Origin of the sequence: Chelatococcus sp. HY11, assembly GCF_018398335.1 — a bacterium.
GTDB lineage: Bacteria > Pseudomonadota > Alphaproteobacteria > Rhizobiales > Beijerinckiaceae > Chelatococcus.
Map to the genome: position 1 here is coordinate 4099440 of NZ_JAHBRX010000001.1, position 24487 is coordinate 4123926.

19 protein-coding genes are annotated in these 24487 nt (G+C 63.8%); 16 read left to right on the top strand and 3 right to left on the bottom strand.

The window, feature by feature from the left end:
- Nucleotides 1-50 precede the first annotated feature (50 nt).
- The 9 genes from denD to KIO74_RS18690 all read left to right on the top strand — a co-directional run bounded on the left by denD (nucleotide 51) and on the right by KIO74_RS18690 (nucleotide 10666).
- A complete protein-coding gene (gene denD / locus KIO74_RS18650; protein ID WP_213333259.1) occupies nucleotides 51-1040 on the top strand; it encodes a D-erythronate dehydrogenase in 990 nt (329 codons plus the stop codon).
- A gap of 2 nt (nucleotides 1041-1042) precedes the next feature.
- Nucleotides 1043-2299 carry a 3-oxo-tetronate kinase gene (otnK, locus tag KIO74_RS18655; protein WP_213333260.1) on the top strand — a complete coding sequence of 419 codons (1257 nt, stop codon included), beginning with the start codon at nucleotides 1043-1045 and terminating at the stop codon, nucleotides 2297-2299.
- Entirely contained in the window at nucleotides 2296-2943 is a 648-nt protein-coding gene (gene otnC, locus KIO74_RS18660) for a 3-oxo-tetronate 4-phosphate decarboxylase (RefSeq protein WP_213333261.1), read from the top strand. The genes otnK and otnC overlap by 4 nt, the downstream gene beginning before the upstream one ends.
- Complete coding sequence (locus KIO74_RS18665) at nucleotides 2940-3728, top strand: hydroxypyruvate isomerase family protein (protein WP_249731061.1); 789 nt, start codon at nucleotides 2940-2942, stop codon at nucleotides 3726-3728. The genes otnC and KIO74_RS18665 overlap by 4 nt, the downstream gene beginning before the upstream one ends.
- Nucleotides 3725-4489 carry an SDR family NAD(P)-dependent oxidoreductase gene (locus KIO74_RS18670; RefSeq protein WP_213333262.1) on the top strand — a complete coding sequence of 255 codons (765 nt, stop codon included), beginning with the start codon at nucleotides 3725-3727 and terminating at the stop codon, nucleotides 4487-4489. Before KIO74_RS18665 ends, KIO74_RS18670 begins: the two co-directional genes overlap by 4 nt.
- A gap of 440 nt (nucleotides 4490-4929) precedes the next feature.
- A complete protein-coding gene (locus KIO74_RS18675; RefSeq protein ID WP_213333263.1) occupies nucleotides 4930-7260 on the top strand; it encodes a TonB-dependent hemoglobin/transferrin/lactoferrin family receptor in 2331 nt (776 codons plus the stop codon).
- An 18-nt stretch (nucleotides 7261-7278) separates the two neighbouring features.
- Complete coding sequence (locus KIO74_RS18680; protein WP_213333264.1) at nucleotides 7279-7998, top strand: ChuX/HutX family heme-like substrate-binding protein; 720 nt, start codon at nucleotides 7279-7281, stop codon at nucleotides 7996-7998.
- Nucleotides 7999-8015: 17 nt separating this feature from the next.
- Nucleotides 8016-8930 carry a ChaN family lipoprotein gene (locus KIO74_RS18685; protein WP_213333265.1) on the top strand — a complete coding sequence of 305 codons (915 nt, stop codon included), beginning with the start codon at nucleotides 8016-8018 and terminating at the stop codon, nucleotides 8928-8930.
- A complete protein-coding gene (locus tag KIO74_RS18690) occupies nucleotides 8927-10666 on the top strand; it encodes an ABC transporter ATP-binding protein/permease (protein ID WP_213333266.1) in 1740 nt (579 codons plus the stop codon). Before KIO74_RS18685 ends, KIO74_RS18690 begins: the two co-directional genes overlap by 4 nt.
- Before the next feature lie 97 nt (nucleotides 10667-10763).
- Here the strand turns inward: KIO74_RS18690 and KIO74_RS18695 are convergent, their stop codons facing one another.
- A complete protein-coding gene (locus KIO74_RS18695; protein WP_213333267.1) occupies nucleotides 10764-12140 on the bottom strand; it encodes an MFS transporter in 1377 nt (458 codons plus the stop codon).
- 941 nt (nucleotides 12141-13081) lie between these two features.
- On the opposite strand from KIO74_RS18695, the gene KIO74_RS18700 reads away from it, so the two are divergent.
- The 4 genes from KIO74_RS18700 to KIO74_RS18715 all read left to right on the top strand — a co-directional run bounded on the left by KIO74_RS18700 (nucleotide 13082) and on the right by KIO74_RS18715 (nucleotide 15927).
- On the top strand, nucleotides 13082-14113 hold the full coding sequence (locus KIO74_RS18700) for an LLM class flavin-dependent oxidoreductase (protein ID WP_213333268.1): 1032 nt from the start codon (nucleotides 13082-13084) through the stop codon (nucleotides 14111-14113).
- A 168-nt stretch (nucleotides 14114-14281) separates the two neighbouring features.
- Nucleotides 14282-14602: a hypothetical protein gene (locus tag KIO74_RS18705; protein WP_213333269.1), complete on the top strand. Its 321-nt coding sequence runs from the start codon at nucleotides 14282-14284 to the stop codon at nucleotides 14600-14602.
- A gap of 64 nt (nucleotides 14603-14666) precedes the next feature.
- The gene (gene msrA / locus KIO74_RS18710) at nucleotides 14667-15317 is read left to right on the top strand and encodes a peptide-methionine (S)-S-oxide reductase MsrA (RefSeq protein WP_213333270.1); all 651 of its coding nucleotides are present in this window, start codon (nucleotides 14667-14669) and stop codon (nucleotides 15315-15317) included.
- A 109-nt stretch (nucleotides 15318-15426) separates the two neighbouring features.
- Nucleotides 15427-15927, top strand: coding sequence for a TIGR00645 family protein (locus KIO74_RS18715; protein ID WP_213333271.1), 501 nt, complete (start codon nucleotides 15427-15429; stop codon nucleotides 15925-15927).
- A gap of 162 nt (nucleotides 15928-16089) precedes the next feature.
- Here the strand turns inward: KIO74_RS18715 and mepA are convergent, their stop codons facing one another.
- Nucleotides 16090-17070 carry a penicillin-insensitive murein endopeptidase gene (gene mepA / locus KIO74_RS18720; RefSeq protein ID WP_502762119.1) on the bottom strand — a complete coding sequence of 327 codons (981 nt, stop codon included), beginning with the start codon at nucleotides 17068-17070 and terminating at the stop codon, nucleotides 16090-16092.
- Between the two features lie 304 nt (nucleotides 17071-17374).
- Here mepA and KIO74_RS18725 point away from each other — a divergent pair, with 304 nt between their 5' ends.
- Nucleotides 17375-18466 carry an ATP-dependent DNA helicase gene (locus KIO74_RS18725; RefSeq protein WP_213333272.1) on the top strand — a complete coding sequence of 364 codons (1092 nt, stop codon included), beginning with the start codon at nucleotides 17375-17377 and terminating at the stop codon, nucleotides 18464-18466.
- Nucleotides 18467-18702: 236 nt separating this feature from the next.
- A complete protein-coding gene (locus KIO74_RS18730) occupies nucleotides 18703-19176 on the top strand; it encodes a DoxX family protein (RefSeq protein ID WP_249731063.1) in 474 nt (157 codons plus the stop codon).
- 73 nt (nucleotides 19177-19249) lie between these two features.
- Here the strand turns inward: KIO74_RS18730 and KIO74_RS18735 are convergent, their stop codons facing one another.
- The gene (locus KIO74_RS18735; protein ID WP_213333273.1) at nucleotides 19250-21532 is read right to left on the bottom strand and encodes an NADP-dependent malic enzyme; all 2283 of its coding nucleotides are present in this window, start codon (nucleotides 21530-21532) and stop codon (nucleotides 19250-19252) included.
- Nucleotides 21533-21687: 155 nt separating this feature from the next.
- Here KIO74_RS18735 and mutS point away from each other — a divergent pair, with 155 nt between their 5' ends.
- Entirely contained in the window at nucleotides 21688-24483 is a 2796-nt protein-coding gene (mutS, locus tag KIO74_RS18740) for a DNA mismatch repair protein MutS (RefSeq protein ID WP_213333274.1), read from the top strand.
- The last annotated feature ends 4 nt before the right edge of the window (nucleotides 24484-24487 follow it).

The following is a 24487-nucleotide window of genomic DNA, read 5'->3' on the forward strand; positions in this document are numbered from 1 at the left end:
TCAACCCTTTTGTCATCCATCACCTCAGGCGGATTCGCGAGGACGGTCTCATGCATATTCTGATTATCGGTGCCGCCGGCATGGTTGGCCGCAAGCTCACGGACAAGCTCGTCGCCGAGGGCCAGTTGGGGGGAAAGGCGATCACACAGTTGACGCTGGCCGATGTCGTCGCGCCTTCCGCGCCGGAGGGCTTTCGGGGCAAGTCTTCGACCCTGACGGTCGATCTCTCCGCGCCGGAAACGGCCACACAACTCGCCGCAGCCCGCCCCGACGTGATCTATCATCTCGCGGCGATCGTCTCCGGCGAGGCCGAGGCGGATTTCGACAAGGGCTACCGCATCAATCTCGATGGCACGCGCTACCTGTTCGAGGCGATCCGCCAGGAAGGCCTGCGCCAGCCATACAAGCCGCGCGTGATCTTTACCTCATCGATCGCCGTCTTCGGCGCCCCCTTCCCGGACAAGATCGGCGATGAATTCTTCACCGCACCGCTAACGAGCTACGGCACGCAGAAGGCCATCGGTGAATTGCTGCTGTCGGACTACTCCCGGCGCGGCTTCTTCGACGGCATCGGCATCCGCCTGCCGACCATCTGCATCCGTCCCGGCAAGCCGAACAAGGCGGCGTCCGGCTTCTTTTCCAACATCCTGCGTGAGCCGCTGGTGGGGCAGGAAGCGGTGCTGCCGGTCTCGCCGGATGTGCGCCATTGGTTCGCCAGTCCGCGTGCGGCGGTCGGCTTTCTCATCCATGCCGGTGCGCTGGATCTGTCCCGCCTTGGTTGGCGCCGCAATCTCAGCATGCCGGGGCTGTCCGCGACCGTCGCCGAGGAAATCGAATCCTTGCGCCGCATCGCCGGCGAGAAGGCCGTGAAGCTGATCCGCACCGAGCCGGACGAGACGATCATCCGCATCGTCGATGGCTGGGCGCAGGATTTCGAGGCGAAGCGCGCGCTCGAACTCGGCTTCAAGGCGGACGCGACCTTTGATGATATCATCCGCGCCCATGTCGAGGACGAGCTCGGCGGACGCATCGGAGGTTGATGATGCTGCTCGGCGCAATCGCGGACGATTTCACCGGCGCGAGCGACCTTGCCAATACGCTGGCCCGCAACGGCATGGCGACGACGCTGTTCGTCGGCGTGCCGGACGGCAATGTCGCGCCAGCCGAGGCCGGTGTCGTGGCCCTCAAGACACGGTCCATCGCGCCGGCGGAGGCCGTCCGCCAGTCACTCGATGCGCTGGCCTGGCTCCGGCGCCAGGGGGCCGGGCAGATCCTCTTCAAATATTGCTCGACCTTCGATTCGACGCCGGAGGGCAACATCGGGCCAGTGGCGGAGGCGCTCAGCGCGGCGCTCGGCGCCGGCGTCGCCGTGGTCTGTCCCGTCTTTCCTGCGACCGGGCGCACGCTCTACCAGGGCCATCTTTTTGTCGGTGACCGGTTGCTCAACGAATCCGGCATGGAGAAACACCCGCTCACGCCGATGACCGATCCGGATATCCGGCGCTGGCTCAGGCGCCAGACCAAGGGCGAAGTGGGGCTCGTTCCCTATGCGATCGTGCGGCAAGGGGGGGAGGCTATTCGCGCGGCGCTGGCGGAGATCGACAAGAGCGCAAAGCTCGCCGTCGTCGATGCCGTCACCGATGACGACCTCAAGGCGATCGGCGCCGCGATTGCGGATGCCCGGCTGATCACGGGCGGCTCCGGCATCGCCGTTGGCCTGCCCGACAATTTCCGCAAGGCGGGCAAGCTTGGCACGGGCGACGTTGCCTATAGCGGCATCGTGAGCCCGGGCGTGGCGCTTTCCGGTTCCTGCTCGCGGGCTTCGCTGGCGCAGCTCGCGCGGCACCTCGAAGGTCACCCCGGCTTTGCGCTGCGGCCGGACGCTGTCATGGCGGGGGAGGTCACCGTGGCGGCGGCGCGGGATTTCGTGCTGGCCCATGCCGAAGAAGCGCCGATCGTCTATTCCAGCGCCGAGCCGGAAGCCGTAAAGGCCGCGCAGGCGCGGTTCGGCCGCGAGGCGGTGGCGGGTGCGATCGAGAGCTTTTTCGGGGCCTTGGCCGCCGAGCTTGTGGCGGCCGGCGTCACGCGTATCGCTGTTGGCGGCGGAGAGACGTCCGGGGCTGTTGTAGCGGCGCTTGCCCTGCAACAACTGGCCATCGGGCCGGAGATCGACCCGGGCGTGCCGGCGCTCGCCGGCAAGGCAGAAGAGAAGCCCATCCGCCTTGCGCTGAAGAGTGGCAATTTCGGTGCCCCCGATTTCTATGCGAAGGCGCTCGCTATCATGGGTGTTTCGCGATGAGCGGGCTCGAGGCGGAAGCCGATCTCCGGGAGCGGATCGTCCTGTGGGGCCGCTCGCTGTTCGAGCGCGGTTTCACCGTGGGTTCATCCGGCAATATCTCGGTCAAGCTCGCGGACGGCTTTCTCGTCACACCGACCAATTCCTGCTTCGGCTTTCTCGACGCGGCGCGCATCTCCAAGCTCGATACCGGCTGGCGGCATGTGGGTGGCGACGCGCCGACCAAGGAGTTGCCGCTGCATCGGGCCTTCTACGAGGCGCGGCCGGCGGCGGGCGCCGTGGTGCATCTGCATTCCACCTATGCCACGGCGCTGTCCTGCCTCGCCGATGTCGACCCGGAGGACGCGATCACGCCGATCACGCCCTATGTCGTGATGCGTGTAGGGCGTGTGCCGGTGCTGCCCTATACCGCGCCTGGTTCGCCCGATGTGGCGCCGCTCGTCGCCGCGCGTGCCGGGGCGCATGCGGCGGTGCTTCTCGCCAATCACGGGCCGGTCGTGGCCGGCGCGACGCTTGAGAGCGCCGTCTTCGCGGCGGAAGAACTGGAGGAGACGGCCCGGCTTCTCATCGTCACGCGCGGGCTTGCCGTGCGCAGCCTTGATCAAGGCCAGATTGACCAGTTGAACGCGAGGTTCGCCCTGAAATGACGGTGCTGCGCTATTCCGCCAATCTCGGCTTTCTCTGGCCCGACCGGCCGCTTCTGGAGCGCATCGACGCGGCGGCAGGGGCCGGCTTCAAGGCGATCGAGCTGCATTGGCCCTATGACACGCCGGCCGCGGAGGTGAGGGCGCGCTGCGAACGCCATGGGCTGAAGCTGCTCGGTATCAATACGGTGCGTGGCAACCTCGCCGCCGGCGAGAACGGGCTCGGCGCCCTCGCTGGCCGCGAGGCCGAGTTCCAGGCCGCCGTCGACCAGTCCATCGCCTATTGCCTGGAGGCGGGCGGCACGGCCATCCATTGCATGGCGGGCTTCGTCCCGGCTGAGGCCCGGGAGGCGGCGGCGCGTGTCTTCGTTAAGAACCTGCGCGAGGCCTCTGACAAAGCTGCCCCGCACGGCCTGACGCTGCTTCTTGAGGCGCTCAACCCTCATGACGCGCCAGGCTATTTTTATTCCACGCAGGCCGAGGCCGCGCGCATCCAGGAGGAGGCCGGCCGGGCGAACATCAAGCTGATGTTCGATGTCTACCACGTCGGCGCGGCCGAGGGAGACGTGCTGCGCAGGCTCACTCGCTACCTGCCCGCGATCGGTCATGTGCAGATCGCCGCGGTGCCGAGCCGCGCTGAACCCGACGAAGGCGAGATCAATTATCGCGCCGTCCTCGATCATCTCGCCAGCATCGGTTACGGCGGCTGGGTGGGGCTGGAATACAAGCCCCGCGCCGGCACGGATGAGGGAATGGGATGGGTGAAAGCGCTGGGTATTAGCCTATGACCGACAGGATGAAACCGTTGGAGGGGCGCGTCGCGGTGGTGACCGGGGGCGCAAGCGGCATCGGTCTCGCCACTGCCAGGGCGCTGGCCCAATCCGGCGCCACGGTCGCGGTGCTCGATCGCGCCTCCGTCGATGCCGATACGCTGACGAGCCTTGGTGCCGGTGGGCATTTTGCCGTTGAAGCTGACATCGCCGATGAACGGCGGGTGGATCAGGCTTTCGCGGAAGTGACGGCCAAGGCCGGGCGGGTCGATATCCTCGTCAATAGCGCGGGCCTTGCCATCCGGCAGCCGGCCGTCGATCATACGGTTGCCGATTGGGACAAGGTGGTGGCCGTCAACATGACCGGCACCTTCCTCTGCGCACGGGCAGCAGCCCGCCATATGATCGCGGCGGGCATCGCGGGCGCGGTTGTCAATGTCTCGTCGATCATGGGTTTTTCGGGCGGCGGCCTTTATCCGAATATTTCCTATCAGACGACAAAGGGCGCCATCGTCAACATGACGCGCGCGCTGGCCGTGGAATGGGCGCCCCACGGTATCCGTGTGAATGCGGTGGCGCCGACCTATGTGAACACGCCCTTCATCGCGCCGCTTGTCGCGCAACCCGAACTCGTGGCGCGCATCGAGGCCATGACACCGCTGAAGCGTCTGGCGGAGCCCGAGGACGTCGCGGCGGCGATCGTTTTCCTTGCGGGACCGGGCGCGGCGATGATCACCGGCCATACCCTGCCGGTGGATGGAGGCTTCCTCGCGCAGTAAGACACGGAGTATTTCAGCGCGGCGTGCAGCCTTACAGCTCAACTATATTAGAATTTTTAGAATGTAAGCTTATGGTGAAAGCGTAAGCCGATCTCATAAGTTTGTTTGATCATCGCAAAACTTGCATTGCCTTCCAGGGGGGGAGGTGGCTGTCCGCCCCCTCCGTAAACCGTGCCGCCGCGACGCGTCTAGCTAACGAATTCGTTGCTCAATTTCGTCTTCGGACATGGATTTTCCGGCCGATTTCTCTCCGGAAATCCGGCTGCTGTCGTCGAATTTGATAAAGTTTTTGACTATTCTAAATTCAAAAATAAAATAAAATAATTAAAAAGAATAACGATTCAAAAGTAAATATTTAGGATATAATAGATATTTTTCTTGAAGAATCTTCTTTTGCTTGGTTAAAGCCGGCCAGTTGAGATTCGAATTGGCTGGGCATCATGGGCACAACGTCTCGTCTTCTCGCCAGCGTCAGCGCGCTGGTGATTGTTCTTGCGGCAACGAGCGCGCATGCGCAGCAGGCACAACCTACATCGCGGGAAGCGCGCAACGCGCAGGCCGGTGCTGCCGTGTCGGTGCAAGAGCCTGCGGCTCAGGCGAATACGAACGACGACTTCATCGCCGCGCCTGGCACGATCGAGCTCGACGCCATTTCAATTACAGCCACGCGCCAGCCGACCAACGTTCTCGACGTGCCGGGCACGGTGACAGTGACGACCCGGCAGCAGCTGGATCAGACCATGACGCGTGACAACATGGATCTCGCGCGTTACCAGCCCGGCATTACCGTCGATCGCCAGACATCCGGTACGGACCCCTTCGGTAATTTGGGCGGCTTTACCATCCGTGGTGTTGGCGGCAACCGCGTGCAGATGCAGGTCGACGGCACGCGCATCCAGGAGCGCATCACCGACGGCAACCGCAACTTCGTCGATTTCCCAGGGCTCAAGGCCGTCGAGATCGTGCGTGGTCCGGGATCCGTGCTCTGGGGCGCGGACGCCCTGGGCGGTATCGTCGCCTATCGCACGCTCGACCCGGATGATCTCCTCAGGGGCAAGGACAAGCCCTATGCCGGTCGCATCCAGACGACATACGACAGCTTCAACAAGTCCTTCTCGAAGACCGCGATGGCGGCCTTCCAGCTGACGCCAACATTGCAAGGCCTCATCCTCGTCAACCAGAACACCTTTAACGAGGGCAATCTGGGCAAGGCGCGCGCGGATGGCGGCATCTGGGGCTGCCCGCGCGTGCCCATGGCCATTCGCTGCGACACGCTCAATCCGCTCGACGGTACGACCTGGAACATGCTGACAAAGCTGGTGTTCCGCCCATCGTCCGACCACGAGTTCAAGCTGACCGGCGAACTCTATGACAGCTCGAACAAGATCCGTCAGATGTATGACTACGGATTGCAGTCGACGGGTGCCTTCAATGGAGCCTATCCGCGTAACCAGGACCAGACCCGCAAGCGTGTTTCATTGTCGCATGACTGGAACGTCGGGCTGAACTTCCTGGATAATCTGCATTGGCAGGTGTCCTATTCACCCCAGAGCCGCGATATGCACAGTGAGCGCCTGCAAACGCTGGCGACAAAGCAGAATCAGCTCGCGATCGACAATCTCGGCTATTCCGAGGAATTCTGGCAGGCCGACCTTCAGCTGACGTCGAAGTTCAATATTGGCGCGAGCAGCCATACGCTCACCTATGGTTTCCAGGGGGACTACACGCAAGCTGAGTACTATCGCGACAGCTTCGTCAGGAATTTCACGACGGGCCGCACGACGTATACGCGGAGCGCGTCCTTCACGAATGCCGACACGACGCGTGCCGACCTCTATATCCAGGACGAGATCAAGCTGTTCGGCGATCGGCTGATGATCACCCCCGGTGTCCGCTGGGCCAATTATTCGATCGACCCGAAGGTGAATTCCTACTACGTCCCGGCGGATGGAATAACGCCGACGAAGTCCGACTCCAGCAAGCTCATTCCGCAGATCGGTGCGATCTTCAAGCTTACGGATGTCTACTCCGTCTATGCTCGCTACGCGGAAGGCTTCAAGATGCCGACGGCGCAGCAGCTCTATACGTCGTCGCCGGGCACCACCATCAATCTCATTCCCAACCCCAACCTGAAGCCGGAAAGCGTCAAGTCCTACGAGGCGGGCTTCCGTGGGCAGTTCGACCGCGCCTGGTTCTCGATCGGCGGCTTCTATGCGGATTACAAGGACTTCATCCAGAACTTCTACAACCCGCCCGGCACGAACGACTACACCTATCGTAACCTGTCTGCGGTCAAGATCTGGGGTATCGAAGCCTTTGGTGAATGGCAGTTCCACGACAACTGGGCGGTGAACGCTTCCGCCTCCTATCAATATGGCGACCAGCGCTATCAGGCGGGCGATCCGATGGTGGCCTATGACGGCGCAACCCCGTTCAATGGAACGCTCGGCCTGAAGTGGATGCGGCCCGATTGGGGATTGCAGGCTGAAGTCATCAGCACCTTTGGTCAAGGTGTGAACCGCTCGAGCTCCGCCGATCTCTATCAGCCGTCGAGCTATATTGTGTTCGACAGCTATGTGAACTGGAAGCCGACCGAATTGGTCACGCTGCGCGCTGGCGTCCTCAACATCTTCGATCAGCGTTACTTCAAGGGCCCCTTCGGCTATACGTTCTCGCGCAACCCGGCGGACAATGTGAAGGTTACCAATCCCCTGGAGTTGCAGACCGCGCCGGGACGTACCTTCAAGCTCAGCGCCCAGGTCGACTTCTGATAGAGGCAGGCTCCTGACATGACGACAGAAACTCCCGTCCGCGCCGAAATCAGCCGCGACGCATCGGCTGTCCTCCATTGCTTGCCCCAGATGGGCAGCGTGATGCTGACGACACGCCATGGCGGCGCGACGCACGAGCGCATCGGTCCCGTCGAGACGGTCTCCGCCGAGGGTGACATTGTCCGCTGTCGCGGCGCGGCGCATGACTCGCGCATCGCGGTCGGCGAGGTCGCCTCCGTGGTGGTCGACCGTTCGGGACGCATGAAGGACATGGTTCTGCCGCGTCTCGACTTCCAGAATGCCGAGGGTGAGGCTTTGTTCAGCATCATCGGCATGGCGGGCCTCGAGCCTTTCGACACGGGGCTCGCGCCGCTCGGCGCGGGTAAGCCGCTGCCCGAGCCGGAGAAGCCGGCGCGCGAGCCGGCGACCTTCGAGGAAGGCGATCCCGGCATGCTCGCCTTCGAGGCCGCCCGCGAGGGCGGGGAGCCGATCTCGATCACGCTCACGCGCCCCGGCGTCGTGCAGAGCTGGCAGGGGGTTGTGGCGGCGGTGAAGCCCGGCATGGGCTTCATCAACGTGATGCAGCCCGATTTTCATCTGCATTTGCGCGGTGGCTCGGTCGCGGGCTGGCGTCGTCGTGACGAAAGCGACGCGATCGTGCTGGAGGCGGAGAATGCCGGGGGCGAGCTGATCGGTCTCAGCGTGCGTGGTCCGGCAGCCGTCTTTTCCAAGTTCTGAGCATTGGGTCGACGGCGATGGCGACCTCTGAGGCAAAGGTTGTTCCCCACCCGCGGGGGACATGGCTCGATCCGGCGACGGGGAGCCTTGTGGATCAGCGGCCGGTTCTGCAGAAGGCCGCCTTCCGGCGTGCGGTGCTGCTCGGCGAGACGCATGATGTCGCGGAGATCCATCGCTGGCAGCTCCACGTCATTGCCTTTCTCAACGTCCTCAATCCTGCCATGGCGGTCGGGTTCGAGATGTTTCCACGTCGTCTCCAGCCCGTACTTGATGCCTGGGTCGATGGTGAAATGGATACGGATAGCTTTCTGGTCCGGTCGGAATGGTATGATGTATGGGGTTTCGATCCCGCGTTATACCTGCCCATCTTCCATTTCTGCCGCCAGCAGAAAGTCCCCATGCTCGCGTTGAACTGCTATCGCCCGCTGGTGACGCGGGTCGGCAAGGAAGGCTGGGACGCTATCCCCGAGAGTGAGCGCGACGGGTTGACGCCTTCGGCCCCCGCGACCTCCGCCCACCGGCAGTATCTCTTCAATCTCGTGGGACGCGGGCGCGCGGGTGGACCGGGTGGAATGGCGGAGAGCGCCGACGATCCCGCTTTCGACCGTTTTGTCCGTGCCCAGCAGACATGGGATCGCGCCTTTGCCTGCAACATCGCCAGAGCGCTTGCCGAGCGGCCGGTTTCGCTCGTCGTGGGCATCATCGGGCGGGGCCATCTCGAGTATGGCCATGGCACGCCTTATCAGCTGCGTGATCTCGGCATCAACGACGTGTCCGTGCTGCTGCCTGGCGAGAGCGACACGCAGGATGTCGGGACGGTTGGCGGGATCGCGGACGCCATCTTCCGCCTGGACCGGCCCGAGCCTCCCAATTCATGGCGCGCCAAGCGCCAGACGGCCCCGCAGCCCCCCGCGGAGGGTTCGCAATCGTGATCCGCTTGCTCCGCCAGATGGCATGGCTGGTCAGCCTCGCCGTCAAGGGGCCGGGCGGCAAGATCGGGCTTTTCTTCTTCGCCTGCGTGTTTCTGCTGAACATCGTTGCCATTCAGATCAATCTGAAGTTGATCGCCTGGAACGCGGCCTTCTATGACGCGCTGCAGAAGCTCGATGCCGGCGAGGCGGTTCGTCAGGTTGGTGTCTTCTTCCTGATCATCGGCTCGAACGCCGCCGTCTTTCTGGTCGCGAGCTACCTCCGCAAGATCGTGCAGATCCGCTGGCGAAGGGCCTTGACCTCGGCGTCGCTCGATCGCTGGTTGTCGAACAAGAGCTATTGGCACCTGGCCGGGGATGCGAGGATCGACAATCCCGATCAGCGCATCGCAGACGACTGCCGCATCTTCGTCGAGAAATTCACGCAGGAAGGTCTCGACGTCGCCGGCAATATCATAGCCCTCTTCTCCTATGTAACTTTGCTCTGGACGCTCAGCACATTTCCGATCGCCCTTGTGCTCGCCGGGATGTCCGTCGAAATTCCGCGCTATATGGTGTGGGCAGCGCCGATCTACGTCGCCATCGGCAGCGTGGTCGCGCATCTACTGGGCCGTCCCCTCAAGAGGCTGACTTTCGAACAGCAGAAGCGGGAGGCTGATTTTCGCTTTTCACTCGCGCGCATGCGTGAGGCCTATGACGAAGTGGCGCTCGCCGGCGGCGAGGCCGCGGAGAGGCGCCATTTCGACGGCCGTTTCAGCCGGATCATCGACAACTGGCGGCGCCTCATCGGGCGGGAGTTCATACTGGGCATTTTCACACGGCCCTATATGTCGACCGTGCTGCGCATTCCGCTTTTTCTTGCGCTGCCGGCCTTCCTCGCGGGCAAGCTGACGCTTGGCGGCCTGATGCAGATTGCCAACGCATTCTCCAATGTCGTGACGACGCTGTCCTGGTTCATTTTCTCCTACCGGGACCTGGCGGAGCTCGCCGCGACGACCTCGCGCCTCAGCAATTTCCTGCGGCTCGCGGAGGAGCAGGCGGGGCGACAGTCCTCCTTCGAGCATGTGCGCGAGCCGGGGGACACGGTCGCTCTGCAAGAAGTGATCGTGCGCAACCCGGAAGGCCGACCGCTCGTCCACCTGCCGGAACTTCACATCAGGCGGGGCGAGTGCATCTGGCTGAGCGGCGTCTCCGGCGCCGGAAAGAGCACGCTTCTCAAGGCCATCGCCGGTCTTTGGCCCCACGGGGAGGGGCGGATCGCGACGCCGGTGGACCTGCCCTTTTTCCTGCCGCAGAAGCCCTATCTGCCACTCGACGATCTCGCCGCGGCCGCGGTCTATCCGCACGATCCACGCGATTTCCCGCCGGGATGGATCGAGAACGTGCTGGCCAAAGTGGGCCTGTCGCACCGGCTCATAGCCACGGGCGGGGTGGCGGAGAGCGGGACGGCGGAAAAGCCTCAGGGCCTGTCGGGCGGGGAGATGCAGCGCCTGATGATCGCCAGGCTGCTCGCGATCCGACCGGACTGGGCTTTTCTTGACGAACCCACCAGCGCGCTGGACGCGCAGGCCGAACGCGACCTGTTTGCCTTGCTTCGCGAGATGTTGCCGCTGACGACCTTCGTGGTCGTGGCGCATCGCGAACCCGCAGGGCTCGGGCCGCTGCGGCGTGTGAATATCGCGCCGGGGAGCGCGGAGGTCGACGACCTTTCGCCGACCATGAATGTGCTGACAGCCTGATCGTGCTCCATCATCAGCCGGCGGCTGCCTCCGGCTGCCTCCGGCTGCCTCCGGCTGATGATGGCGTGAGGCGAGGCTGCTAACGCGCGCTTGCGGCTCAGCCCGCGGCTTCGGCTTGCAGCGCGAGCGGCATGCTCGCCATCTCGCCCTGGACCTGTGCGCCGAGGGGCGGGACGCGATCGTCGAGTTCATCCGTGGTCAATGCCGCGCTCTCGCGGAGCAGCATCACGCAGCCGGCGCTGATAATGGCGACAGCGACGACGTAGATCTGAACAGCGGTTATTCCGCCGACGGCATTGAGCTGCACCGCAATCATGGGCGCCATGCCGCCGCCGAGGATAGATCCAAGCTGCTGACCCACGCCCGCGCCGGTGTAACGGACCCGGGTGTCGAACTGCTCGAGCATGAATGCGCCAAGCGGGCCATAGGCAGATGTCATGAATGTGCCGATGGCGATGGCCGTGATGAAGGCCATGGGCGTGCCGAGATCGATCAGCCAGAACATCGGCCAGATCCAGAGCATCCAGCCGAAATAGAAGGGCAGGATGACCCGCTTGCGGCCGACGCTGTCCGACAGCCAGGAGAATGCCACGACACCGACCGCGAGTGTCAGACCGCCAACGAGTTGTGCGATCAATGCGATCTGCGTTGTGTCGCCGAGGGATGGCAGCCCCTTTGCGTGCGCCAGCGTGTAGGTGGTCACGATGAAAAAGACGGTGTTGTTCAGGATATAGGCGCCGGCCACCAGAAACAGCGGCCTTTTGTAGCGGAGCATGATCGTCATCAGCGGCTGCCGCTCGATACGCCCTTCCTTCTGCGCTTTCTCGAAGGCGGGCGTCTCGTGCAGCGTCTGGCGGATCACCCAACCGACAACGATGAGAACAATGCTCAGCAGGAAGGGAATGCGCCAGCCCCAGTCGGCGAATTGCTCCGCGCTCATCATCCCCCGCACCGCGAGGAATACGCCGTTCGCCATGAGCAGGCCGGCGGGGCTGCCGAACTGAGCCCAGCTCACATAGAGACCGCGCCGCTTGTGGGGTGCGTATTCGGCGGTCATGAGGGCGGCGCCACCCCATTCTCCACCGATGCCAAGCCCCTGTATGAAGCGGAGCGCCACGAGGACGAGCGGGGCCGCGATGCCGATACTTTCATAGTTGGGGAGAAGGCCGACGGCAAAGGTGCCGATGGCCATCAGCATCAATGAAATCACCAGTGCCTTTTTCCGCCCTACGCGGTCACCGTAGTGCCCGAAGAGCGCCGCGCCGATCGGCCTCGCGATGAACCCGACGCCAAATGTGGCGAAGGCGGCGAGCATCGCCGATGTATCGGACATGCCGGGAAAGAATTGCGGGCCGAGAACCAGTGCAGCCGCTATTCCGTAGATGTAGAAATCGTACCACTCGATCGCTGTGCCTACGAGGCTGGCCAGAACGACATGCGTCGGCCTGGAGTGGGGGGCTAGCGCTACAGCCATATATCCCTCTTTCATCGGTTGATGCGCGGTCCAGACCAAGCAAGAGGGCATGAGCACTCGAGCCGCAGATGAGTCATTCAGCGGCGGGCGTATCTTGCGTGTCCATTGCGCGGCATTATTGCGAGGATCGGGCGCAAATCCTTGTCCACTGCGGCGCCCCATTGGCGCGATGCAGTACGCGTCGCGACGTCATGGCGCGTTGCATCCTGCGCCATTCGCCGTGCAGCTATTGACGGATGTACAGCGGAAATATGTAAAGAGGAGGGATCAGATACTTTCGGAAAATTAAGATTCGCGGAGAATGGCTTAGTTTCTTGTTTCGCGCAATTTTCTGTGGGTAATAGTTGCCCCGCTTCGGCAGCGGCGCTGCTATATATATCAGCAATTTATACGCAATAATATCGTATATTTGTCCGAATATGAGATATAACGCGCCGTTCAATGGCTTCTGCAGTGGTAGAGTGGACGTGCAGGCGGAAAACAGGGGACGCTGAGCGACATCGGCCCATTTGGAGCGCGAGTGTGGTCGCATCAGATCATGGCAGGCGCCGTGCTGCCGCGAACGACAAGACGAATGGATAATTCTCGCAGCTGTAGATGGCGGCGTCGCGTGGGGATGCTGTGCGTCTTCCGAAGGCTCTGGCCGCGACGTGCGGCAACGGCGGCGACAAAGGTGGGCTCCTGTCGCATTCCACCGCAGATCTGCCCATGGGCTCGGCATCGACGAAGCTACGATGTGCGGCGACTACTATTATCTGAAGTCGCTCGCTGCATTGCGTGGGTGCAAACTCATTTAAGCAGGAGCGCAAAGTCGTGGTGCATTCCGGGGCTTTACTTCAAGCCGATTGATATTAACTGCATTGCTCGACGGAGCGCGCAAGCCGCATGGCTTTCCGCCGTACGAAAAGGTCCAGTGAAGCGGAACGATCGGCAGGCACGACATGGCAAAGCATCTGGAACTCGGGCTTGACACTTTTGGTGACGTGACGCGTCGGGCGGACGGCTCTTTTTTGCCGCAGGCCGAGGTCATCCGTAATCTCGTCGACGAGGCCGTGCTCGCTGACCAGCTCGGCATCGACTTCATTGGTGTGGGTGAGCACCATCGCGCCGACTTCGCGGTCTCCGCGCCGGAGGTGGTGCTAGCGGCGATTGCCGCGCGCACCAGCCAGATCAGGCTCGGGTCCGCGGTCACGGTCCTGAGTTCGGACGATCCGATCCGCGTCTTCCAGCGCTTCGCGACAGTCGACGCGCTCTCGAAGGGCCGTGCGGAGGTGATCCTCGGCCGGGGCTCCTTCACGGAGTCTTTTCCGCTGTTCGGGTTTGAACTCCGCGACTACGAGCGGCTGTTCGAGGAGAAGCTTGATCTCTTCGCGGCGCTCCTGAAGCAGGATGCCGTGACGTGGCAGGGGACGACGCGTCCCCCGCTCAGGGATCAGCGGGTCTATCCGCAGGTCGAACACGGTACGCTCAAGACCTGGATCGGCGTGGGGGGAAGCCCCGAATCGGTCGTTCGCGCGGCCCGCTACGGCCTGCCGCTGATGCTCGCCATCATCGGCGGAGATCCCGCGCGGTTCCGCTCCTATGTGGACCTCTACGGGCGTGCCTGCCAGCAACTTGAGCAGCCCCTGCCTCCGATCGGCGTGCATTCGCCGGGCTATGTCGCGGATACGGACGCCAAGGCGCAGGAGGAGCTGTTTCCCGACTACAAGCGCATGCGCGACCAGATTGGTGCGGAACGCGGCTGGCCGCCTATGGGTGAGGGGGAGTTCAAGCAGGAGGTGGCGCGTGGGTCGCTCTATGTGGGCTCGCCGGAGACCGTGGCGCGGAAGATCGCGGCGACCGCCAAGGCGCTCAACATCACCCGCTTCGATATGAAATACAGTGCCGGACCCCTGCCGCACGATAAGATGATGCGAAGCATCGAACTCTATGGGAGCAAGGTTGTGCCCATGGTGCGCGACATGCTGGCGTGATGCGCGCCGCGAGCCTCTTGCGACCCTCGTCGTGCATCGTTAGATCTGGACGCTGAGCATCCGGTCGCGCAGATGAGCCTCGCTCCTGTGCGACCGGATGGAGCTATTGGATCGGTGGCGGGAGGCCGGCTAATCGCGTCGGGCCGTCTGGAGGATGATTTCGCGCGAATGCGTGCACTGCTTCGCTTCATCGGCTTTATCCTCCTGACCGGTGGCTTCGTCGCTTTCGTCATTGACGGGGCGCGGGGCATTGCCAATAGCCAGTTCGTCTCCACCTCTCTGGCCACCACGCTCGAGGCGGCGCTGCCGTCCCTTTTCCCGCACTTCCTGCCTTGGATGAGCGCGCATCTGCCGGAGACGGCGCAGCGGCTTGTTACGGGCAGCATACTGACCTTGCCGACCTCGGCTGTTGGAGCCATTCTTGGCATCCTGCTGTTATGGCTTGGTCGGCGACCGGCGGATCCGTTCCTGTTCAAACCCTTGCGATGAGGGGCGGCAGGATCTCGCGCCGCGTCGCGGGCCTTCCCACATGTCCGGCATGAGGAGAAGCATCATGGGATTGTTCCGCAGATCATCGGCTCTGCCTGGTGCCAACGAGGCTCTTCCGGGCCGCTCGGAGCCCATCGCCACCGCCCAGACGCATTTCGTGAGTGGACATTTTCTGGCCGGTCCCCATCCGGAAGGCAGCAAGCAGGTGCTGTTCGGCATGGGCTGTTTCTGGGGGGCGGAGCGGAAGTTCTGGAGCCTGCCCGGGGTCTATGTGACGGCCGTCGGCTATGCGGGCGGGGTCACGCCCAATCCGACCTACGAAGAGGTCTGCAGCGGCCTTACCGGGCACACGGAAGTTGTGCAGGTCGTCTATCAGAGGGGTGTCGATCTCGCGGACCTGCTGCGCGTGTTCTGGGAGAATCATGATCCCACGCAGGGCATGCGGCAGGGCAACGACATTGGTACCCAATATCGTTCGGCGGTCTATGTGAGCGGGGAGGCCGAGCTTGCGCTCATCGAGGCGACACGGCGGACCTATGGCGAGGCGCTCAGGCTGGCGGGTTATCCCCCGATCACGACGGAGATAGCGGACCGTCCGCCCTTCTATTTCGCGGAAGCCTATCACCAGCAGTATCTGGCGAAGAATCCCGCCGGCTACTGTGGCCTCGGCGGGACCGGCGTGAGCTGCGCCATCGGCACGGGTATCGCAGCCTAGCGTCACGCGGATTACATATAGCTGGCGCAACCCATGGATTGGGCCGGGTGGGTTTGATGGTCAAGGGGCACCACGCTTATGTGGCGGCCCCTTTTGTGATGGAGACCTTATGATCGAGAGAGTGCTGGAGCGCTTCCTGTTCGCTAGCCGGTGGCTGCTCGCGCCTTTTTACGTCGCGCTGGTGTTGGGTCTTGCGGGGCTTCTCATCAAGACGATGCTGGAACTCGTGCATTTTCTGCCGATGGTGTTCTCCGGCAAGGAATCCGACATCATCCTCGGTATCCTGACCCTGGTCGACCTGACCTTCACCGGTTCGCTCGTCGTGATCGTGATTTTCTCAGGCTACGAGAACTTCGTGTCGAAGATCGACGCGAATGATCACAAGGACTGGCCGGAATGGATGGGCAAGATCGACTTTTCTGGCTTGAAGCTCAAGCTGATGTCCTCGATCGTCGCCATCTCCGCGATCCAGCTTCTCAAGGCCTTCATGAATGTCGCCAATGTGAGCGATCGCGAATTGATGTGGCTTGTCGGCATTCACGTCGTCTTCGTCGGCTCCGGTGTCTTCCTCGCGCTGACGGATCGCATCGCCGGTGAAAAGGCGAAGTGACTTGGCATTCAGGCCCCGACGGGGCCTGATTTGCGGTTCCCGTTTTCTATCCCTCCCCTGACAACGGCAAAAGGAATGGGCTTTCCCGGACGCGGCGCTCTAACCTCTTTTATTTCAAGCATAATCTTATCGATCCTCGTTTCACTCCGGTCGGATTATGCTCTAGTTCCGGGCTGACGCTGCCGCGCTATCGATCACCGCGCGGCACTGGGCGGGCAAGTCCGCCACCATCAGGGGCGGCGCGGGCTTGTATGGCTTCGGCCGGCGGGCTTCGGCGCTGAACCACCAGTCGAGTTCCGCCCCGCAACCGTCGCTCGTCGGCGGCGGTGCCTGCCGGCGGCACGCCGTCTCGCCCGCCGGGCAGGCGAGACGGATGTGGAAATGGTAGTTGTGCCCGGGCGTCGGCCGGATCTTCGAGAGCCAGCGGCGGTCTGAACCCGCGTCACGGCACAGCGCGCGCTTGATGGCGGGATTGACGAGCACCCGCTCCACCTGCCGATAGGAGGCGGCGGTTTTCAAGAGCGCCATATGGCTGGGCGTCCAGCGTGACGGATCGATGTCGTTCCAGTCGCTTCTCACCACGTTGATGGCGGAGACTTCCTCGCGGGCGCCGGCACTGAGACGGCCCGCCGGCATGCCAGTCAGCCAGATGTCGGCGTCGAGGCCGATCTGGTGGGAGGCGTGGCCCGTCAGCATGGGGCCGCCGCGCGGCTGGCCCATATCGCCGACAAGAATGCCCGGCCAGCCGGTGGTCGACGGCACCTTGGCGGCGAAGTTCTGCAGGAATTCAACGAGCGCGGGGTGGCCCCAGTTGCGGTTGCGCGACAGCCGCATGACCTGCCACGTCGGGCCGTCCGGCGGCAGCATGACGCCGCCGGAGAGGCAGCCGAGAGAGTAGAAGCCGAAAACGGCGGCCTGCCCAGCCGACGGTAGAGGGATGGTTCCGAAGCGCCTTTGGGCTGCATCCGCGGGCAGCTTGGACAGGGCAGCCTTCCGGCGGGCGGCCTCTTCGGCCGCATTTTCCTGGGCATGGGAGGTTTGATGGCTCACGACAGTGGTAAGTGCCATGATAAGTCCGGCGAGCGCCAACCGCCTGAACGTGCGGCCTGCCCCTGTGCCACCCACGGGCCGAAAAGGCGTCATCGTCATTCGCAAGCACTCCCTCTCTCAGCCTGTTCCCAAGGCGAAACGACGTTTTCCCAAGCCGAAACGAGGTGGGCCATACCGAATCAGCCATCTCCCCCGGCCGCCACCACCTGCGGCGGCCTTTCGGCAATTGCCTGATAAATATGCCTTTTCTTCGATCGTAAGGCGTGGGCTTTTCTGCCGGCCGCCCGCATTCTATGACGATTGGCTTCGATCTTTCCAATTGCTCCGGGCGATGCACCGTTTCCCCGGCCTTCACCACAGACATTGTTCGGCATAAGCCATTTGCTGCGAGCCCATTATGAGCTGGTCCCCCCAACAAGATGATGCCCTGAAAGCGGTGGCCGCATGGCTGAAGCGGCGGGACGCGCAGGTCTTCCGCCTGTTCGGTTTCGCCGGCACGGGCAAGACGACGCTTGCCCGGCATATCGCGGAGGGCATCGACGGGGATGTCGCCTTCGGCGCCTTTACCGGCAAGGCGGCCTCGGTGCTGCGTTCCAAGGGCTGCGAGGGGGCGACCACCATCCACAGCCTGATCTATCGCTCGCGCGGCTCGAAGGAGGAGGGGCCTTCCTTCGTCATCAACCGGCAGAGCGCGGCCGCGGACGCCGAGCTCATCATCATCGACGAATGCTCGATGGTGGACGAGGAGCTGGGGCGTGACCTCCTCTCCTTCGGCGTTCCGGTGCTCGTGCTCGGCGATCCCGCGCAGCTGCCGCCGGTGAAGGGCGGCGGCTTTTTCACCGAAGCCGAGCCCGACCTGATGCTGACCGAGGTACACCGGCAAGCCCGAGATAACCCGATCATCCACATGTCGATGGTGGTGCGCGAGGGTGGAAGCCTCACGCACGGCCAATTCGGCGAGAGCCGCGTGATCTCGCGCCGCGACATTGACGCGCCGGCCGTGATGCGCGCCGATCAGGTCTTGCTGGGCATGAACAAGACACGCCGGATGTATAACGCCCGCATGCGATCGCTTCTGGGCTTCCGGGATGCGATGCCCGCCGCCGGTGAGAAGCTCGTCTGCCTCAAGAACAACAAGACCAAAGGGCTTTTCAATGGCGGCACCTGGCTCATCAAGCAGCTCAAGGGCGAGCAGAAGGGCCTGGTGAAGATGGACGTCACACCGGATGATGAGACCGCGCGTCGTACGACAGAGGTCAGCGTGCCACGGGAATTCTTCGAGGGCGAGGAGGAGAACGTTCCGTTCGCCATCCGTCGCAATGCCGATGAATTCACCTATGGCTATGCGCTTACGGTGCACAAGGCGCAGGGCTCGCAGTGGGATGAGGTGGTCCTCTTTGACGAAGCCTTCGCCTTCCGCGAGCACGCCAGCCGCTGGCTCTATACCGGTCTCACGCGCGCGGCGGAGCGCATTACTATTGTTTCCTAGAATTGTTCAATAATGTGACGCGTGCAGCGCCAACTGTATAGAAACTCTCCGCATCAATGCTTTTCAGATTGGTTTCATTTAAATCTATATGCGAGATTGGATGAATTGATGGCGTCTTCACACCATGGTGATGACATAGTGTTGAAAGCCATGTGATCGTGGCTTGCAAATTCGGCACCTCACCGCAGTTATGCTTCTCCATATCTTTCATGGGCAGGCGCGCAGGAGGCGCTTTCATGGCTGTTGACCACATGTCGCGAACGAATCCATCACGGGCCGGTGCTGGCGGGCTTGTCATTCCAGCGCTCGGTGGTCTCTGGGCCGCTCTTACGGTTCCGGCGGACGTCATTCTGCGGATCGTCACGGGCATCGCGCTGGTGGCCCACGGCTGGGGCAAGGTGATCAACCCGTTCGGCGCGGTCGACATGGTCGAGCGTATCGGCTTTGTCCCAGGAATGCTGTGGTCGCCTCTGCTGTCATTCAGCGAGTTCGGAACAGGCGTGCTGCTAATTCTTGGCTTCCTGACGCGTCCGGCCGCCATCGTGGCACTCATCATCCTGTTGGTCACCATCTACTTCCATTGGATCATCCTGGGTCAGGGCTACATGGGCTCGGAAAAGTCCATCCTGTGGTCGGCGATGCTGCTTGCTATCATCGCGCGCGGCGGCGGCGCACTGTCGGTCGATCGCGCCATCGGCCGCCAGGTTTGAGAGCTCTCGCTCCGCGCAAAAAACAATGGCCGGGCATTGCCCGGCCATTTTTATCGTGAGTGGGAATGCAACTTCACCCGCCGATATTGTAGGCCGCAAGCGCCGCCATATTGACGATGTCGCTGTCCTTGGCGCCAAGCGGCACGATCTGGACAGCCTTGTCGAGGCCGACGATCAGCGGGCCGAGCACGGTCGATCCGCCGAGTTCCTGCAGCATCTTCGTAGAGATCGACGCCGAGTGGAATGCCGGCATGACCAGCACATTCGCGGGGCCGGTGAGACGGCAGAACGGATAGACGGACATGAGGTCACGGTTGAGCGCGACATCGGCCGCCATCTCGCCGTCGTATTCGAAGTCGCAGCGCCGCTTGTCGAGAATGCGCACGGCCTCCTGCACGCGCTCGGAGCGCTCCCCCTTCGGATGACCGAAGGTTGAGAACGCGAGCAGCGCGACCCGCGGTTCATAGCCCAGGCGTTTTGCGACGCCGGCCGCCTCCACCGCGATATCAGCGAGTTCCTGCGCGTTCGGCATTTCGGTGATCGCGGTATCGGCGACGAGGACGGTGCGGCCGCGCGCCAGCGCGATCGAAACGCCGATCACCCGATGTCCCGGCTTCACATCGATGACGCGGCGCACATCCTCGAGGGCGATCGAGTAGTTTCGGGTTACACCCGTCACCATCGCGTCGGCATCACCCATCGCGACCATGGCCGCGCCGAAATGGTTGCGGTCCTGGTTCACCAGCCGCTGGCAATCGCGGAACAGATAGCCCTCGCGCTGCAGCCGCTCGTAGAGGAACTGCGCATAGACCGCGTTGCGATGGGACAGGCGCGCGTTGTGGATCTCGATGCCGTTGCGGCCGCTGAGATCGATGCCGGCGAGCGAGGCGGTCTCCCGCACACGGTCCTCACGTCCAACCAGGATCGCGGTACCCAGCCCCTGGTTGACGAAGGAGGCGGCCGCGCGGATGACCTGCTCCTCCTCGCCCTCCGCGAAGACCACGCGCTTCGGGGAGCGTCGCACCCGCTCGAACACGCGGTTGAGCGTGCCGGCGACGGGATCGCGCCGCGCGGACAGTTGAGCCTTGTAGACGCGCATGTCGGTGATCGGCCGACGGGCGACACCGGTTTCCATTGCCGCTTTTGCGACCGCCGGCGGGATGACGTGGATGAGGCGCGGGTCGAACGGCACGGGGATGATGTAGTCACGCCCGAAACGCGGACGCGCGCCCTGATAGGCGGCGGCCACCTCGTCCGGCACGTCCTCACGCGCCAGGGCCGCCAAGGCCTCGGCCGCCGCGATCTTCATCTCCATGTTGATGGTCGTCGCGTGCACATCGAGCGCGCCGCGGAAGATGTAGGGGAAACCGAGGACGTTGTTGACCTGGTTCACATAATCGGAGCGACCGGTGGCCATGATGGCGTCGTCGCGGATGGCGGCGACTTCTTCCGGCGTAATCTCCGGATCGGGGTTCGCCATCGCGAAGATGATCGGGTTCGGGGCCATGCTGGCCACCATCTCCGCGGTGAGGGCGCCCTTGGCGGAGAGGCCGAACACCGCGTCCGCGCCACGCATCGCATCAGCGAGCGTGCGGTCGGAGGTTTCGGCGGCGTGGGCGGATTTCCACTGGTTCATCCCCTCGGTGCGGCCGCGGTAGATGACGCCCTTGGTGTCGCAGAGGATGACGTTGTTGGGCGCGAAGCCCATGGCCTTCAGGAGCTCGATGCAGGCGATGCCCGCAGAGCCCGCGCCATTCACCACGAGCTTGGTGTTCTTGACGTCGCGGTTGGTGAGATGGAGCGCGTTGACGAGCCCCGCGGCCGCGATGATCGCTGTGCCGTGCTGGTCGTCATGGAAAACCGGGATGTCCATGAGCTCCCGGAGCTTCTCCTCGATGATGAAGCATTCCGGGGCCTTGATGTCCTCAAGATTGATGCCGCCGAAGGACGGCCCGAGATAGCGCACGCAGTTGATGAAGGTCTCGGCGTCCTCGGTGTCGACTTCGAGGTCGATGGAATCGACATCGGCGAAACGCTTGAACAGGACAGCCTTGCCTTCCATCACCGGCTTCGAGGCGAGCGCGCCGAGATTGCCGAGGCCGAGGATGGCGGTGCCGTTGGAGATGACGGCCACGAGATTGCCGCGCGTCGTGTAGTCGAAGGCAAGGCTCGGGTTCTCGGCGATGGCCCGCACGGGCACCGCGACGCCGGGCGAATAGGCGAGTGATAAATCGCGCTGGGTCGCCATGGGCTTCGTGGCGACAACTTCGAGCTTGCCGGGACGCCCCTGGGAATGGAACTGCAGTGCTTCCTGATCGGTGAATGTGGGGCGCGACACGCGCTTCTTGTCATTCATGGATTTATACGGACCTCCCGTTCGATACTTATCCCGGCTGGAGCGCGACCTTACGCAGGTGAGGGGGCGCGCTCAAGGCGCGTTCTCCACTGTTTCCTTCAAAAGTGTTCTGCCAAAGCGATGAAAGCCGATCGCGGCTTTGCTACGGTCCGGCCATGAACGGGCCGTTTGAACACCAAGCAAAGCCGAGTGACACCACCAAGCCGGGGCCGGCCCCGGCCGACGGGCGTGTGACGCCGATGATGGCTCAATATACCGAGATCAAGCTGGCGCATCCCAATTGCCTCTTGTTCTACCGGATGGGCGACTTCTACGAGCTGTTCTTCGAGGACGCGGAGATCGCCTCGCGCACCCTCGGCATCGTCCTGACCAAGCGCGGCAAGCACCTCGGCGAAGACATCCCGATGTGTGGCGTGCCGGTGGAGAAGGCGGAGGACTATCTCCAGCGTCTCATTGCGGCGGGCCACCGCGTTGCCGTCTGCGAGCAGACCGAGGACCCGGCCGAGGCCAAGAAGCGTGGCGGCAAGTCTGTCGTCGCACGCGGCGTGGTGCGCCTCGTGACGCCCGGCACCATCACCGAGGACAGCCTTCTTGATCCGGCGCGCGCCAACCTTCTCGTCGCGGTCACCCGTCGCCGCGCCGGCGACCAGGCCTATCTCTACGGGCTCGCGGCCATCGATATCTCAACGGGCCGCTTCACCGTGGCCGAGGTGGAGGCGGGCCAGCTCGCCGCCGACCTCGCGCGCCTCGACCCGCGCGAGCTGCTGGTGCCGGATACGCTCATCGACGATCCGGATCTCGCGACGCTGTGGCGTGAGATCCGGACGTCCATCACGCCGATGGCTCGCGATGGCCTCGATGCGGCGTCGGCCGATCGACGTCTGAAAGACTATTTCGGCGTGGCGAGCCTCGATGCTTTCGGCGTCTTCACGCGGACCGAGGTGGCCGCGGCGGCGCTCGTCCTCGGCTATGTCGACCGCACCCAGCTCGGCTCGCGGCCGCCGCTGTCGCCCCCGGCTAGGGAGGCGGCGGGCGGCACGCTTCTCATCGATGCCGCGACCCGCGCCAATCTCGAACTCTCCCGGACCTTGTCTGGAGAGCGCGGCGGGAGCCTCCTGGCGGCCGTCGACCGAACGTTGACCTCGGCCGGCGGGCGGTTGCTCGCGGAGCGTCTGGCGGGCCCTTCGACGGATCTCGCCGTGATTCGCGCGCGCCACGATGCAGTTGCCTATCTCGTCGATCGCGCCTTCCTGCGTGAGGGGCTGCGCGCCCGCCTGCGCGCGGCGCCGGACATGGCGCGCGCCCTGTCGCGCCTCGCGCTGGGCCGTGGCGGGCCACGGGACCTCGCCGCCCTGCGCGATGGTCTCGGCGTTGCCGGTGTCGTGGCCGGCCTCCTGACCGAGAGAGACGGCGAGGAAGCCGGCGACTTGCCGAAAAAGGCCGACTTGCCGAACACCGCCGACCGGCCGGCGGAACTCAGCGGCGCGGCAGCCGCCCTCTCCGATCTCGCGCCTGAACTGGCTGGCCAGCTTCAGGCCGCCCTCGCCGATGAGCTGCCACTCCTGAAGCGCGATGGCGGCTTCGTCCGGCCAGGCCATCTGCCCGCCCTTGACGAGGCGCGGCTGCTTCAGGCGGATTCACGCCGCTTCATCGCCGCTCTCCAGGCGCGCTACGTCGGGGAGACCGGATGCCGGACGCTGAAGGTCAAGCACAATAATGTGCTCGGCTATTTCGTCGAGGTGCCGCAGGCGGCGGGTGAGGACTTCCTCAAGCCGCCTTTGAATGAACTCTTCGTGCACCGCCAGACGATGGCCGGCACGATGCGCTTCTCCACGGTGGAGCTTGGCGAGCTCGAGGCCAAGATCGCCTCGGCCTCCGACCGCGCGGTACGCCTGGAGCTCGCGGTCTTCGACGAGCTCGTCGGCATGATCGCGGCCAGTGCCGAGCCGATCAAGCGCGCCGCGGACGCGCTCGGCCTCATCGACGTGACGGCCAGCCTCGCGGATCTCGCCGCCGATCTCGGCTGGAGCCGGCCGGAGATCGAAGACAGCCTTGCCTTCCGCATCGAGGGCGGGCGCCATCCGGTCGTCGAGGCGGCCCTGAAGGCAAGCGGCGGCACCTTCGTCGCCAATGATTGCGACCTTACGGCACCCGGCGGCAAGAGCGGCGCCGTCACCCTGATCACCGGCCCCAACATGGCCGGTAAATCGACCTATCTGCGCCAGAACGCGCTGATCGTCGTGCTGGCGCAGATGGGCGCCTTCGTGCCCGCGCGGGCGGCGCGCATCGGCATCGTCGACCGCTTGTTCTCGCGGGTCGGCGCCGCGGACGACCTCGCGCGCGGACGCTCCACATTCATGGTGGAGATGATTGAGACGGCCGCGATCCTCAACCAGGCGGGACCGCGTGCGCTTGTCATCCTCGACGAGATCGGCCGCGGCACGGCAACTTTCGATGGGCTGTCCATCGCCTGGGCTGCCGTGGAGCATCTGGAGGCGGTCAACCGCAGCCGCGCCCTGTTCGCGACCCATTATCACGAACTGACCGCGCTCGCCGACCGCCTCGATAATGTCAGCAATGCCACCATGCGCGTCACCGACTGGCATGGCGACGTGGTCTTCCTGCACGAGGTGGTGCCGGGAGCGGCCGATCGCAGCTACGGTATCCAGGTGGCGAAGCTGGCGGGACTGCCGGCCCCCGTCATCGCTCGGGCGCGCGAGGTGCTGGACCAGCTCGAGAAAACCGAGCGGGAGAAGCCCGTTTCCGCCTTGATCGATGATCTGCCGTTGTTCGCCGCGACGCTGAAACCGGTGACGCCACCGCCGGCCGTCGCTGCCGCCGGTCCGGATCTCCTGCGCGAGGCGCTTGGGGGGATCGATCCGGACGACATGACGCCGCGCGAGGCGCTGGAGGCGCTCTATCGCTTGAAACGGCTTTCAGCCAGCGCGTGATCCG

Bases quoted from the DNA above. Each gene is read 5' to 3' on its own strand.
- otnC (WP_213333261.1), top strand. From the start codon at position 2,296: ATGAGCGGGCTCGAGGCGGAAGCCGATCTCCGGGAGCGGATCGTCCTG.
- KIO74_RS18695 (WP_213333267.1), bottom strand. From the start codon at position 12,140: ATGGCTGTAGCGCTAGCCCCCCACTCCAGGCCGACGCATGTCGTTCTG.
- KIO74_RS18670 (WP_213333262.1), top strand. From the start codon at position 3,725: ATGACCGACAGGATGAAACCGTTGGAGGGGCGCGTCGCGGTGGTGACC.
- KIO74_RS18675 (WP_213333263.1), top strand. From the start codon at position 4,930: ATGGGCACAACGTCTCGTCTTCTCGCCAGCGTCAGCGCGCTGGTGATT.
- KIO74_RS18725 (WP_213333272.1), top strand. From the start codon at position 17,375: ATGAGCTGGTCCCCCCAACAAGATGATGCCCTGAAAGCGGTGGCCGCA.
- KIO74_RS18665 (WP_249731061.1), top strand. From the start codon at position 2,940: ATGACGGTGCTGCGCTATTCCGCCAATCTCGGCTTTCTCTGGCCCGAC.
- mutS (WP_213333274.1), top strand. From the start codon at position 21,688: ATGAACGGGCCGTTTGAACACCAAGCAAAGCCGAGTGACACCACCAAG.
- KIO74_RS18680 (WP_213333264.1), top strand. From the start codon at position 7,279: ATGACGACAGAAACTCCCGTCCGCGCCGAAATCAGCCGCGACGCATCG.
- KIO74_RS18700 (WP_213333268.1), top strand. From the start codon at position 13,082: ATGGCAAAGCATCTGGAACTCGGGCTTGACACTTTTGGTGACGTGACG.
- KIO74_RS18735 (WP_213333273.1), bottom strand. From the start codon at position 21,532: ATGAATGACAAGAAGCGCGTGTCGCGCCCCACATTCACCGATCAGGAA.
- otnK (WP_213333260.1), top strand. From the start codon at position 1,043: ATGCTGCTCGGCGCAATCGCGGACGATTTCACCGGCGCGAGCGACCTT.
- mepA (WP_502762119.1), bottom strand. From the start codon at position 17,070: ATGACGCCTTTTCGGCCCGTGGGTGGCACAGGGGCAGGCCGCACGTTC.
- denD (WP_213333259.1), top strand. From the start codon at position 51: ATGCATATTCTGATTATCGGTGCCGCCGGCATGGTTGGCCGCAAGCTC.
- KIO74_RS18715 (WP_213333271.1), top strand. From the start codon at position 15,427: ATGATCGAGAGAGTGCTGGAGCGCTTCCTGTTCGCTAGCCGGTGGCTG.
- KIO74_RS18730 (WP_249731063.1), top strand. From the start codon at position 18,703: ATGGCTGTTGACCACATGTCGCGAACGAATCCATCACGGGCCGGTGCT.
- KIO74_RS18705 (WP_213333269.1), top strand. From the start codon at position 14,282: ATGCGTGCACTGCTTCGCTTCATCGGCTTTATCCTCCTGACCGGTGGC.
- KIO74_RS18685 (WP_213333265.1), top strand. From the start codon at position 8,016: ATGGCGACCTCTGAGGCAAAGGTTGTTCCCCACCCGCGGGGGACATGG.
- msrA (WP_213333270.1), top strand. From the start codon at position 14,667: ATGGGATTGTTCCGCAGATCATCGGCTCTGCCTGGTGCCAACGAGGCT.